Annotated in this window: 8 protein-coding genes; 7 read left to right on the top strand and 1 reads right to left on the bottom strand. The window is 38.7% G+C overall.

Translation table 11 applies throughout. The features are described from left to right. The first annotated feature begins 57 nt into the window (after positions 1-57). From ACSVH6_RS10075 to ACSVH6_RS10045, 7 genes are all read left to right on the top strand, one after another. Positions 58-1,116, top strand: coding sequence for a nucleoid-associated protein (locus ACSVH6_RS10075; RefSeq protein WP_438078075.1), 1,059 nt, complete (start codon positions 58-60; stop codon positions 1,114-1,116). A 135-nt stretch (positions 1,117-1,251) separates the two neighbouring features. Continuing rightward, the gene (locus tag ACSVH6_RS10070) at positions 1,252-3,093 is read left to right on the top strand and encodes a hypothetical protein (protein WP_438078073.1); all 1,842 of its coding nucleotides are present in this window, start codon (positions 1,252-1,254) and stop codon (positions 3,091-3,093) included. Positions 3,094-3,229: 136 nt separating this feature from the next. Next, positions 3,230-3,493 carry a hypothetical protein gene (locus ACSVH6_RS10065; protein ID WP_438078071.1) on the top strand — a complete coding sequence of 88 codons (264 nt, stop codon included), beginning with the start codon at positions 3,230-3,232 and terminating at the stop codon, positions 3,491-3,493. A gap of 49 nt (positions 3,494-3,542) precedes the next feature. Further along, on the top strand, positions 3,543-4,439 hold the full coding sequence (locus ACSVH6_RS10060) for an ABC transporter ATP-binding protein (RefSeq protein WP_438078069.1): 897 nt from the start codon (positions 3,543-3,545) through the stop codon (positions 4,437-4,439). 10 nt (positions 4,440-4,449) lie between these two features. Continuing rightward, complete coding sequence (locus ACSVH6_RS10055; protein ID WP_438078067.1) at positions 4,450-5,286, top strand: ABC transporter permease; 837 nt, start codon at positions 4,450-4,452, stop codon at positions 5,284-5,286. A 52-nt stretch (positions 5,287-5,338) separates the two neighbouring features. After that, positions 5,339-7,597, top strand: coding sequence for a choice-of-anchor L domain-containing protein (locus ACSVH6_RS10050; RefSeq protein ID WP_438078065.1), 2,259 nt, complete (start codon positions 5,339-5,341; stop codon positions 7,595-7,597). A 26-nt stretch (positions 7,598-7,623) separates the two neighbouring features. Next, positions 7,624-12,708, top strand: a complete 5,085-nt coding sequence (locus tag ACSVH6_RS10045; protein WP_438078064.1) for a T9SS type B sorting domain-containing protein — start codon at positions 7,624-7,626, stop codon at positions 12,706-12,708. 253 nt (positions 12,709-12,961) lie between these two features. On the opposite strand, the gene rpsA is transcribed toward ACSVH6_RS10045, so the two are convergent. Continuing rightward, the gene (gene rpsA, locus ACSVH6_RS10040) at positions 12,962-14,731 is read right to left on the bottom strand and encodes a 30S ribosomal protein S1 (RefSeq protein WP_438078062.1); all 1,770 of its coding nucleotides are present in this window, start codon (positions 14,729-14,731) and stop codon (positions 12,962-12,964) included. Positions 14,732-15,009: the final 278 nt, after the last annotated feature.

The raw sequence follows: 15,009 nt of genomic DNA, 5'->3' as shown, positions 1-15,009 counted from the left end.
ACCATGGACATCTTCAACGGTGTTCTTCTTTCATACTTTTTTACCTAAACCTAAACTATGATTAACCTATTTAACGCTCATATTGAAAGCCTATCTATTCACCGTGTTGGCAACAAAAGTCGGAACGAAGCTATTTTCCTTTCGGAGCAACCTTATGGCCTGAATGATGAAATTGTTCCTTTGTTAAAAGAATATTTCTTCAAATCTTTTCGTGAAAAAGAAGAAAATTATTTCCAGTTTGCCCACGATGTAGACTTAGAATACAATGACATGTTTAATCTGGCCTCAGAACTTTTCAGCAACCCGGGGGAAGCACATGAAGTGTCAAAAAAAATAACCAAACACCTTTTCGAACAATCGAATCATCCGCATATTAAGAATGGTGAAGTCTATGTAGCCTACATAACAAATCTTAATATAGATAATAATGTAGTCGATGCTATTGGCGTATTTAAAAGCGAAATCAAATCTGATTTTATGCAGTTTGAAGAAAAAGGAGCTACATTGGAAATGATTTTACAGCAAGGTATCAATCTCAACAAACTGGATAAAGGCTGTTTAATTTTTAACCACAAAAAAGAGGAAGGCTACAAAATCTTAACTGTAGACAGCAACCGTTACGACGCGCGTTACTGGTTGGAACATTTCTTATCGGTAGATGCCTTTCAGGATGAAAACTTTTATACCAAAAAATATTTGAAATTCTGTCAGGGCTTTGCCAAAGATGTGGTTTTACCGGCCGAAGACAAAAAAGAAGAAGTGATGTTCATGAACCGTTCGGTCAACTTTTTTGCGAAGAATGACGAATTTGAAGAGAGCAAATTCTTAAACGAAGTTTTGGACAATCCTGATTTGATTCCGGAATTTAAAAATTATAAAGTAGACAAAGGGGAAAAATACAGCATTGAGGATATTACCAACTTCCCTATTGCCAATGCTGCCGTTACCGATGTCCGTAAGTCAATTAAAAACGTAATCAATCTGGACACGAATATCCAAATCAAATTGGATTTCATCAACCCGGAAAGCGCAGAGAAATTTGTCGAAAAAGGTTGGGACGAAGAAAAACAGATGTATTACTATTTGGTTTACTTCAACAAAGAACAAAAGTCTTAATAACTCAAACGAGACAAAACAAATCCTCAATTGTAAAAAGTTGAGGATTTTTTATTTTTGGAAATTACAGACTATGTTAAAATGCTTAAAATCGCTGTGATATTTCTCTATATTTGTTAAAATTGCTTAACCTACATGACCAACAAACTATTTTTCGGATTTCTGCTCTTCTTTTGCTTTGCTTACTTCCAAACGGCGGCACAAGTAAAAAAGAATGATAATGATTCCGTTAAAGTGTATAAAAAAATTGAAACGTATTCGAAGAAAAATAAAGTTAACAGCTTTATTTATCGCCTTTTATTCAAATCGAACCGAAAATCGGCTGCCTCTGCCAATACCAAACGAAAACGTTACTTCATAAAAAAAGCATTTGACCGTAATGAAGGTAAAATTATCCGAAGCATCAATATTGAGACACTAGACCCTTTTGGGTATGCTGTTGACAATTATAAAGACGTTCCTGAAAAAAGCGTTGAAAAATTTGGGAACAGCCTGCATGTTAAAACTAAAAATTGGACTATCCGGAACTTATTATTATTTAAAAAAAATGAACCTTTAGATTCTTTGTTGGCTAAAGAATCGGAACGTTTAATCAGACGACAACGCTATGTTCGCAGTGTAATTATTAATCCTGTTGAAATTCCGAATTGTAAAGACTCAGTGGATATTTCTATTCGCGTTTTAGATTCTTGGAGTTTGATTCCAACCGGAGCCATATCAAATTCACAAGGTAATTTCGAATTGACCGAACGAAACTTCATGGGACTCGGACACGAATTTCAGAATGACATTACCCGACGTTTTGACACCGGACAAAATGCTTATAAAGCAAAATATTCTATCAGTAACATCAAAAATACCTTTATCAACGCGACGTTAACATACGAGAACTCTTTGAATAACTACACCACCAAAAGTGCACGATTGGAACGTCAGTTCTTCTCCCCTTTTACCCGATTGGCCGGTGGTATCATTCTTGAAAATCGGTTTTATATTGATTCCTTACCCGACACTAATTCTGTTTTTGCCAATCAGCGATTTAAATTGGAAACTCAGGAATATTGGTTTGGCCATTCCTTCAAAATATTTGGGGGCAGAAATGAGGATTACAGAACTACCAACTTGGTTACATCTGTCGGTTGCAAAAATGTGACTTATATAGAAGAACCTAATTTCGCATATGATCCAAGTAAATTCTTTTCATCTGAAAAAATATATCTGGCCACTATAGGATTAAATACACGAAAGTTTGCCGAAGACAAATACCTCTTCAATTTTGGAATTATTGAAGACGTTCCCTACGGACAAGTATACTCGATAACTGGAGGAATACAAGACAAAAACAACTTAAAACGAAGTTACTTCGGCGGACGATTTGCTTATGGTAATTACTTTGATTTTGGTTATTTGAGTACCAATATTGAATGGGGAAGTTTTTACAACAACGGCTGTACCGAAGAAACGACATTCAGAATCGAAGCCAATTATTTTACTAATTTACTTTCCGTGGGCGACTGGAAAATTAGGCAATTCATAAAACCTACTATTGTCTTTGGAAATCATAGGGCGCCTATTATTAAAGATCGTCTTTCTATATCCGACCAAAACCTCATCAGTGGTTTTAGCAACCCGTTGATTAACGGAACCAAAAAATTGACCGTAGCTTTCCAAACGCAAACCTATGTGCCGGGCAATTGGCACGGCTTTCACTTCAGTCCTTTTTACAATATGACATTTGGAGTTTTGGGAGATGTGAACAATAAAGTTTTCAGCGATAAATTATATTCCAAATTCAGCATTGGCGTTTTAATTAACAATGATTATTTGGTCTTTAACAGTTTTCAAATTTCTTTTTCTTTCTATCCTTCCATTCCATATGAAGGGACTAACTTATTCAAAACGAACTCTTTTAAAAATGACGATTTGGCCTTACCCGATTTTCAGATTGGGCAACCGGTAATTGTTCCGTTTAAATAAACCTCCCTAAAAGCAACTGTTATTTTTGTAAGTAATTTTGTTTCTAAATTGTTAAAACAACGTAATTTGTCGATTAAATTTTTATTTTCAACGATAAAATAATAGGTTTACTATCCCAAAACTAAACCTTAATTGTATGAAAACAAACTACTTAAATCATGGTATAGTTAAAAAAAACTACCTCTGTACGCTGTTTGGGCATCGCTTTGTAGAGACTAAAAAGGTGAATGCACATTTCAGTGAATTTGAATGTGAAGTATGCAAGCTGCAGGCTACTAACGACAGTAAAGGTCAAAAAATAACTTTGACATCACAATTGAAAGACATCAATGAGACACTTTTTTATTTACAGTTAAAAAAACAATTTATTGCCCGTTTCTACTTTCATAAAAAAGAATAGTAACAAACTTAAATTTCAGTCGTCATACCGACAACTTAATGACTGAATCTTGGAAACAGCTATACTCTCCATAAAAAACCTCAACAAACGTTATGGAAAAATTCAAGCGGTAAAGGATCTTTCGCTTGAAATACACAAAGGAAATGTCTATGGAATCCTAGGACCGAACGGAAGCGGAAAATCCACCACTTTGGGAATTGTTCTTAATGTAGTGAATAAAACTTCTGGGGAATACCATTGGTTTGGCGGTAAAATGCAAACTCACGAAGCACTGAAAAAAGTGGGGGCCATTATAGAAAGACCCAATTTTTACCCCTACATGACGGCGAAAGAAAATCTGGAATTGGTTTGCAAAATCAAAGGAATTGATTATTCTAAAGTTGCTGAGAAACTGGAAGTGGTTGGACTAACGGAACGAAAAGACAGTAAATTTAAAACCTTTTCTCTGGGAATGAAGCAACGCCTGGCCATTGCTTCTGCTCTTCTGAATGACCCGGAAATATTAATACTTGACGAACCGACAAATGGTTTAGATCCGCAAGGAATTCATCAAATCAGAGACATTATTCGCTTGATTGCTTCACAGGGAACAACTATTCTGCTGGCTTCACACCTGTTGGACGAAGTGGAAAAAGTGTGCAGTCATGTTTTGGTGTTGCGTTTTGGACAAATTTTGTTCAACGGAACCGTAGATGGCATGACAAATCATCAGGGTTTTACCGAATTACAATCAAAAGACAATGCCAAACTTATTGAAGCACTGCAAAAACATCCTCAAGTCGAAACAATTTCGGAATCAGATGATAAGGTAATTGTACATTTCAAAAACCCGATTAACACCGGCGAATTGAATAAATACTGCTTTGACAATGGCATTTGTTTGGATCACCTGATTCAGAAAAAATTAAGTTTAGAAGAACAGTTTTTAGCTTTAACCAATAAATAAAGGCCCTTTCATGAAAAGATTACTAGCCATAGAATTGCAAAAGATATGGAAAAACCGAGCCAGCAGAATCCTGACCATCAGCTATTTTGTGATTCTGTCCCTGATTGCCCTGATTGCTTCGGTTAAATTTGAATTGGGGAAATTTAAAATCCATTTTGCCGAAATGGGAATTTTCAACTTTCCTTTCATTTGGCATTTTAACACTTGGGTAGCTTCCATGCTTAAACTCTTTTTGGCCATCATAATCGTTTCGATGATGGCAAATGAGTACAGCTATGGTACTTTGAAGCAAAACCTGATAGACGGAATGAGCAAGAAAGAATTTGTATTATCAAAGTTTTTAACCTTGGTTTTGCTCTCTTTGATTTCTACTTTTTTTGTTTTTGTAATGTCGCTGGTTTTGGGCTATAGTTTCTCTTCCTACAACGAAATCGGAATAGTGTTTTCAGGCTTAGAATATTTGTTGGCCTATTTTATCAACCTTGTCGGGTTCTTTTCATTTTGTCTGTTCTTAGGCGTTTTAATAAAACGTTCAGCCTTTGCGCTTGGTTTTTTAGTGATGTGTTTTTTTGGAGAAATCATTTCTTTTCTGTACTTCAAATACAATGTCTTTAACAAAAGTGAAATGGTAGACACAGTATACAGTTTTTTCCCAATGACTTCCATAAGCAATCTATTAGTGGAGCCCTTCACCCGTCTCAGCGTGATTCAGAGCATTCAAAATGCGGTAGGAGAAAATTCAGGTAAAGATTACAGTGTTCATTTTTCCTCCATAATTATTGTTTTAACATGGACTGCTATTTTCATTTTCTTATCTTATATAATAATCAAAAAAAGAGATTTGTAGTATCTTTGCCGGTGCTATGAGAATCCGGATAGTTGTACTGATTTGTTTTTTTTTGAGTTGTGCCCAATATACTGCAGCACAAAACTTTACTGTAAACGATAATTATACAGCACAACAACTTATTGAAAATGTTTTAATCAACGGACCTTGTGCCAATGTGTCCAATTTCAATGTGTATGGCGGTAACTTCGGAACCGGTGAAAACAGCTATGGCTATTTCAATTCCGGAACAAGTGGCTTTCCTTTCTCCCAGGGCATCGTACTAAGTACTTGTAAAGCCATCAGTACTCAAGGTCCTAATAACAGTTTATTGAGCGAAAGCGCTAACGGCTGGGTAGGTGACAATGATTTGCAACAAGCTTTGGGTATTTCAAACACCTACAATGCAACCATTTTGGAATTTGACTTTATCCCTTTAACCAACAAAGTCAGTTTTGATTATATCTTTGCATCTGAAGAATACCATGGTACTTCCCCTTGCAACTATTCCGATGGCTTTGCTTTTTTACTTAAAGAAGTCGGTAGCCCTTCCTATCAAAATCTGGCTTTGGTTCCCAATACCACAACACCTGTAAAAGTTACCACCGTTCATCCCGCCATACCAGGTGGTTGTTCTGCCATCAATGAGGCATATTTCGGAGGATATAACGGTTCAGGCGCCCCAATTAATTTTAATGGCCAAACAACCCTTATGACTGCTAAAGCCGATGTTATCCCGGGAACGGCTTATCATATTAAACTGGTCATCGCCGATGAAACCAATCCACAATATGATTCCGCCATCTTTTTGGGAGCGGGAAGTTTTACCGTTGGAACTGATTTAGGCCCCGACCGGTTAGTAGCTACAAACAATCCGCTTTGCAACGGCGATAGTTATGTGTTAGATGCAACCGAACCCGGCACGAATACCTATAAATGGTTTAAAGACAATACAGAAATCAGCGGTGCAACCAATCCAACTTATACTGTTACTTCTACCGGAGTATATCGGGTCGAAATTACACTGAACAATACCGCCTGTGTAGCCAAAGGTGAAGTTACTATAGAATATGTGGGTGTTCCCAGCATCAATCCGATGAACTTGGTGCAATGTGATGATAATGGGGATGGCATTACTACATACAATTTGACCAAATTAATTCCTGCAATTCAAGGAGCTTCTCAAGGAAATGCAATTGTATTCTACCTGAATCAATACGACGCGGACCATAGTCAGAATGCCATTACCAATGTTACTGCTTTTCAAAATACTACTGCCAATCAAGTAATTGTTGCCGCTGTAACAAACAGCTTTGGCTGCAATAGTTTTATTCAAATTACACTGCAAACGGCCAATAATTCGTTGCCGGTGGTAAATCCCATTAAATTTTGCGACAATGACGGCACTCCTGACGGAATAACCAATATTGATTTGAACCAAAGCGTAACTCCATCCGTAATCAACGGCTTACCCGGTGGTTTATTGGTAACGTACTATGCCACTTTAGCGAATGCTTATTCCCAAAGTAATCCGTTATCAAATAACTTTACCAACACCATCCCTTCAAGTCAAACCTTGTTTGCCCGGATTGTAAACGGCCCGGATTGCTATGGTATTATTCCTGTAAAACTACAAATTAATGTTTTCAATCTTACCGGTTTTGAAGATGAAACGCTATACGTTTGTGACGGGGAAACAAAAATTATATCGGCTCCCGGTGGTTACAGCAATTATGTTTGGAGCACTGCTGAAACCGGCTCTTCGATTGGTGTAACAACAGCAGGAAATTATAGTGTTACGGTAACTAATTCTTCCGGATGCAAAGCAACCAAAACGTTTATAATATTGTCCTCAGGTGCTCCAATTATTACATCTGTCGATATCCATGATTTATCAGACGATTCCAATAGCATTCAGGTGAATACTACCGGCAGCGGAGATTATGAATATTCATTAAATGGTATTACCTTCCAAAGCAGTAATTTTTTCAGCAATGTAACTCCTAATGCTTATACTGTAGTGGTTCGTGATCGAAACGGCTGTAATCCGATGACCTCAAGATACATTTATGTGCTCGATTATCCGAAATATTTTACTCCAAACGGTGATGGAGTTCACGACTTTTGGCAGATTAAAAACCTGATTTATTATCCCAAAGCCTACGTCACTATTTTTGATCGCTACGGAAAAGCCATTTTCGGTTTTAATGCGAACCAACCTGGATGGGATGGAAAACTAAATTCCAAGGATCTTTTTGCCGATGATTATTGGTTTGTAATTACCTTCGGAAACGGCAGAATTGTTAAAGGTCATTTTGCACTCTTGCGATGACACTTCTTTTTTAGTAATTTTATCCAATGAAAAAGTTAATTACGCTTTTGTTTATTCTGTTGGCCTTCACAACCTCAGCCCAATTCAGTAAAACACATTATATTCCACCTTTATCCAACTCTGATCTTCAGGAACCACAGGAGCAAACCATGTATATCTCATGTCCGAGCATTACACCGGTAAATTTTCAAATCCAGGAAATTGGCGGCGGTATCATCACAGGAACAGTGGATAGAGACAATCCCTATGTGTATTCCATTGGATGGGGATTTGACACCCAATTACTGGTTTCCAGTAGTGATGTAAGTACTGTCAAAAATAATAAAGGATTTATAGTACAGGCAGAAGATTTAGTGTATGTAACTGTTCGGTTAACCTCAACCCCACAAAATTATCAGGCCGGTGGGTTGGTTTCCAAAGGATCGGCAGCGCTGGGAACCCAATTCAGAATTGGTGCTTTCACCAATACAGGTATTAGTGCCATTACTGAAAATCATTATACGTTTGCATCCATATTAGCAACAGAAAACAATACGATTGTTTCTTTTAGTGATATAAAACCGGGTGTTACTATACTCAATAACACACTAGCAGGAAATACCCCTGACAATATAACACTGAATGCCGGTGAAAGTTATGTTATTGCTGTAGAAGGCCCTAATAATGCTAACCGTGATGGTCTTATCGGGGCAGCTATAACTTCAGACAAACCAATTGCTGTAAATTGCGGCTCTTTTGCCGGGACTAATGGTAATAATAACATGAATCTGGATTTGGGTTTTGACCAAATTGTATCCGCAGAAAGAACCGGTACCGAATACATTTTCATCAAAGGTTCGGGAGTGGATGTAACCGAACGACCTTTATTAGTAGCTAATGAAGACAATACCGATATCTTTTTAAACGGCAGTACAATACCAACCGCCACCCTGAACTCAGGAGAATATTTGGCCTTATCAGGGGCCGACTTTTCACCCAGCGGAAATCTATATGTAAACGCCTCTAAAAATATTTTTGCATATCAGGGAATCGGTGGGACTACTAGCCAGGCCAATCAAAACATGCACTTTGTACCGCCTCTGAGTTGTCAGACACCAAAAACAATTAATAATATCCCCTATATCAATCAGGTAGGCGGATTAACAAATTTTGACGGAACAGTTTGTATTGTTACTAAGACCGGAGCTACACTTAATTTCATTATTGACGGTATTGCCTATACCTTAGCTACACTACCTCCCGGTATAACCAGTGAAGGCCCTCTCGCCGTAACCGGAAATAGCAATTATGTTACATATTCATTTACCGGTTTGACGGGTAATGTATCTGTTTTTTCAACAGAACAATTGTATCTTTCATACTATGGTTCCAGTGGTGCAGCAACTTATGGCGGTTTCTATTCCGGATTTACTTTTAATCCCGAAATCATTTTTAAACCGGTAGCTTCCTCCGCTTCTGATTGTATTCCCAACATCAATTTGGAAATTAATGCCATTAGTAGTTTTGATATATTTCAGTGGTACTTTAACGGTAATCCCATTCCGGGAGCAACAGCCAGTACCTACAATCCTACACAGCCCGGTTACTATCAGGTGATTGCCACACTAAGTGCATGCGGAACTACTTTCCCTTCTGATATAATTCCGGTAAGTTCGTGCGCAATTGATGATGATCATGACGGGATTAATAACAACATCGATCTGGATATTGACAACGATGGTTTGACCAACTGTACCGAATCTTATGGAGATCAAAATTTTAATCTCACGAATACCAGCATTGGTGCAATAAATGTTGGAAATTACATTGATACTTATATAGGCACCATTGCTTTTTCCGGCACTGGGATACCCTCAACCACACCTTTAGTTGGCGATGCCAACGGCAATTTTATAACCGAAGCCTCCGCCGGGAAAAACAATGCTGTAAAATACAACAATGCGTTCAATAACCCGATAAGTCTGGCAATCGAATATGCTGCAACGGCCTTATCCACCGATTTATTTACTTCCAATACTGAAATCAGGATAAGCTGTCCGGTGACCAAAACGTTGACCATATTAAATCCGGACAACCAATTGCTGATTGACACTAACTATGATGGCTATTTTGAAAGTGGCGTAACCCAATATTCTTCTTTTGAAATTCGTTTCCGATTAAACAGTACGGTACCTTTGGCCGCCGGCACCGGAACTTTTTCTATCAGAGCTGATATGATTACTTCTTTAACTGTAACCAATATTAATCTCATTGATGATACCACCAGCAGAGTAGCCCTGAAATTAATTGCTACTTGTGTTCCTAAAGATTCTGACAATGATCTTGTTTATGATGCTTATGACCTCGACAGCGATAATGACTCAATCCCGGATTTTTTTGAAAATCAAGGTCAAAATGTAGCTGCATTATCCCATGTTGATGTGAATGGTGACGGTATTGATGACCTGTTTGGTATGGGTATCATTCCGGCCGACACCGATGGTGATGGGTATCCGAATTATTTGGATTTAGACAGTGACAACGATGGTATTTTTGACACTATTGAATCGGGAAGCCCCGGGAACAGCACAAACACCAGTGGCGTCCCCGGAAATTTAGTGGGCAGTAATGGTCTTGAAAACACCGTTGAAACACCAGTCGAAAGTGGGATTATAAATTACACCATCACCGATACTGATGGAGACGGCATATTCAATTATATAGAAGCAGACAGTGATGATGACGGCTGTTATGACACCATTGAAGCCGGTTTTGATGACCTCAATAATGACGGCATTGTAGGAGATGCTATTCCGCCTAACATTATGGGTTATGGGTTAGTTATAAGCAGCAATTCCTATGGAGTTCCCAACAGCAATTACACTATCGCCGCCCCTATTACCATTACCACACAACCACAGGATTTTATCGCTTGCGAATTACAACCTGCCACGTTTACAATAGTAACCGGAACTCCCATCACCTCCTACCAATGGCAGGTTTCTACCAATGGCGGGACAACTTGGACAAACTTAACCAATAGTCTTATTTATTCGGGAGTGACCACAAACAGTATGACCATTACCAGTGTGGCTCCATCCATGACCGGAAACCAATACCGGGTATTCTTAAACCGAAGCGGAAACACCTGCGGGTTGTATTCGGCTGCAGCAGTTTTAACTACTTATGCATTGCCCGTCGTGACAACGCCTATTACATTGAAACAGTGTGACGATGATACTGACGGAATTTCCACATTCAACCTCACCCAAAAGAACGATGTGATTTCGGCCAATTATGCCAATGAAACTTTTACTTATTACACCACTTTAGTAGGTTCTCAAACCGGAAACAATGCTTTTTTGATACCGAATCCCTATGCTTATACAGCTGGGAATTCCAGCATTTATGCCCGAGTGGTCAATGCAAACGGTTGCCCTAATTTTGCCCGAATCAATTTAATTGTTTCCGTTACTCAAATCCCTGCAAGTTTCAATATTCCGAACCTTTCGCTTTGCGATGATTATTTGGATGCGGCCAATGATGATCGTGACGGCATTTCGGGTCCGTTTGATTTTACAGGTATTACCAATAGTTTATTGGCGGTACTACCAACACCTGCTTCTAATTACAACATCAAATACTATAAAACCGAAGCTGATTTCCTGGCGGAAACTGATACCAGCGGAAATTCGTTAGCAATTCCCAACACTACAAATTACCGAAACATTGGGTTTCCCGGCAGTCAAACCATCTGGGTTCGTGTAGAAAGCTCTTTGGACAACTCCTGCTACGGATTCAAAACGTTCTCTGTGAATGTAGAGGCGCTGCCTTATGCCAATCCTGTAAATGCCAACAACCTCATTCGCCACTGTGACGACAATCAGGATGGGCTTTACGCATTTGATACTACAGGTATCGAAGCCACTATTCTAAACGGGCAAACCGGAGTGCACCTCAGCTATACCCGAGCCAACGGAACACAAACTGCTACACTGCCGAATCCTTTGGTGGTAAACGGTTCCGAAACGTTGACTATTCGTGTCATCAACAACAGCGGCAAACAATGCTATGATGATGAAACGCTGCAGTTTATTGTTGACGATTTACCACAGGCATTTACCATCCCTACGAATCTGACAACTCAATGTGATGACGAGGTTAATTCGCTCTATCAGGACGGAGTATTTGATTTTGATACCGGCAATTTTGAAGCATCGATTTTAGGTACTCAAACCGGAATGACTGTTTATTATTTTGATGAAAACAACAACCCGTTGCCGAGTCCGTTACCGAATCCGTTTAAAACCGGAACTCAAAATATAAGGGTGGTAGTAGAAAACCCTATCAATACCAGTTGTAGTGCCTCAATGATTATCCCGTTAATCGTACATCCGCGACCTAAAATTGATCAAGAAGATACCGAACTCATCTGTGTACCATCAACTCAAGTCGTTTTAGATGCCGCTATTATTGATGGATCTCCTGCTTCTAATTATACCTATCAATGGTATTATAACGGTACTATTTTACCGGGTCATACTGCCTATACCTTCACAGCAACTACACCCGGAACGTATGGTGTATGGGTAACCAATAGTTATGGCTGTACGACTTACCGAAGCATCAAAGTCATTGCTTCTGAAATTGCCAGCATTCAAAATCTTTCTGTCAGTGATTTTTCAGATAGCAATTCGGTACGCATTTTTGTCAACGGTACCGGAGATTATGAATTTGCTTTAGACGATATAGCAGGCCCCTACCGTGATAACGGGTATTTTAACAATGTGCCCATTGGTTTGCACGAACTTTATGTTCGCGATAAAAACGGTTGTGGTATCCTAGGCCCTATAGCTGTGGCCGTGATGGGAATTCCACACTATTTCACGCCTAATAATGATGGCTTTCATGACGATTGGAACGTACAAGGCATCAGTCCTACTTCGGCCAATGCCCATTCCGTGATTTATATCTTTGACCGCTATGGCAAGTTGCTGAAACAAATTCAGCCCAACGGACCCGGCTGGGATGGCACCTATAACGGTTATGAAATGCCGGCTGATGACTATTGGTTTGACGTTCATTTTGTAGACGGGCGTAAAGTCAAGGGACATTTTGCTTTAAAACGATGAAACGATGTATACTTATTAAATCAAAAGCCCTGCCTTACCGCAGGGTTTTTGATTGCTTAAAACGCCATCGTTGGGGTTGTTTACGTCAAATTTGACATCGTGGACGTCAAACATGACGTTCTTGACGCCAAATTTGGGGTTACCCTACGTCAAATTTGACGTCCACGATGTCAAATTTGGCGTTTTTGAAACTTTTATACATAAAAAAAGCCCCGAATCATCGGGGCTTTTTATGTAATAAAGAATCAGAAAATTATTTTTTCTCTTTCTTTTCCATTTCTGCTTTCAATCCGGCAAGGATATCATTGTTATCTCCAAGAGCGTTAGCAGGAGCATTGCTTGTTGAAACAGTTTCAACGGCAGCTTTTGCTTGTTTCTCTTCTTCTTCTCTGAAGATAGCGGTGTGAGAAGCTACTACTCTTTTGAATTCTTTGTTGAACTCAATTACTTTGAATTGTGCTTCTTCACCTTTTTTCAATTTTTTACCGTCTTCTTTTTCTAAGTGACGAGTTGGGATAAATGCCACTACATCATCTCCGAAATCTACAGTAGCTCCTTTGTCAACAATCTCAGCGATAGTTCCGGTGTGGATAGTTCCCACAGCGAAAGCATCTTCGTGTTTGTCCCAAGGATTAGCAGTAGTTTGTTTGTGGCCTAAAGATAATTTACGACCTTCTACATCCAACTCTAATACTACTACATCTAATTTATCACCTACGTTAACAAATTCAGACGGGTGTTTGATTTTCTTAGTCCAAGACAAATCAGAGATGTATACTAAACCGTCGATTCCTTCTTCTAACTCAACGAATATACCGAAGTTAGTAAAGTTTCTAACGATTCCTGTGTGTTTAGAACCTACAGGGTATTTCGCTGTGATATCAGTCCATGGATCTTGTGTCATTTGTTTGATACCTAAAGACATTTTTCTTTCATCTCTGTCAAGAGTCAAGATAACGGCTTCAACAACATCACCTACTTTTACGAAGTCCTGAGCACTTCTTAAATGTGTAGACCATGACATTTCAGAAACGTGGATTAAACCTTCAACACCTTCAGCCACTTCAATGAACGCACCGTAGTCAGCAATAACCACTACTTTACCTTTCACTTTGTCACCTACTTTCAAGTCAGCTCCAAGAGCATCCCAAGGGTGAGCGTTTAATTGTTTCAATCCTAATTGGATTCTTGTTTTCTCATCATCGAAATCCAAGATAACCACGTTCAATTTTTGGTCTAATTCCAATACTTCACTTGGGTGGTTGATTCTAGACCAAGACAAGTCAGTAATGTGGATTAATCCGTCAACACCACCTAAGTCAATGAACACACCATAAGAAGTGATGTTTTTCACAACTCCTTCTAATACTTGTCCTTTTTCTAATTGACCGATGATTTCTTTTTTCTGAACTTCGATATCCGCTTCGATAAGCGCTTTGTGTGATACTACTACGTTTTTGAATTCGTGGTTGATTTTCACCACTTTGAATTCCATCATTTTGTTTACGTATACATCGTAATCACGGATTGGTTTCACGTCAATTTGTGAACCTGGTAAGAACGCCTCGATTCCGAATACGTCCACAATCATACCACCTTTAGTTCTACATTTAACAAAACCTTGAACGATTTCACCGCTTTCGTTAGCTGCGATAACACGATCCCATGATTTGATAGTTCTTGCTTTTCTGTGTGATAATACCAATTGACCTGTTTTGTCCTCACGAACGTCAATCAATACTTCAACTTTGTCACCCACTTTTAAGTTCGGGTTGTAACGGAACTCATTCAAAGAAATAACTCCTTCTGATTTCGCGTTAATGTCAACAATAGCATCTCTGTCAGTAATTCTTACTACTACTCCTTCTACTACTTCTTCTTGGTCAGTTGAGATAAAAGTTTTAGTTACTAAAGCTTCAAACTCTTGCAAGTTTTTCTCATCTACCGCGTCAATTCCTTCGGCGTAGTTGTGCCAGTTGAATTCATTTAAAAATGCTTCTTGTTCTTTGTTTAATACAGCCATGCTGATAAAAAATTTGTATGTTGTATTTTCCGGATTTCTTGCGCGATAAAAACACAACAGTGTTTTACGTTTAAATTGTTGATACCTAAAGGAAATCCGTGCTCGCCAAAAGGTGCGCAAAAGTAAGCATAATTTCTTAATTACAAAACAATTAGAAAAGAAAAAAGACGATAGACAGATAGATAATAGAAAAATATTTCAGGAGCGAACAAGCCGGGCTTCAATTAATTCCATTTTCCCGCTTTTCGCACTACAAGGTAGTTGCTGCAATCGGGGCT

The sequence above is a fragment of the Flavobacterium sp. XGLA_31 genome (genome assembly GCF_051547105.1).
In the GTDB taxonomy this organism is placed as follows: Bacteria; Bacteroidota; Bacteroidia; order Flavobacteriales; family Flavobacteriaceae; genus Flavobacterium.
The sequence above is the reverse complement of the archived record's forward strand: the minus strand, read 5'-3'. Positions and strand labels throughout refer to the sequence as shown.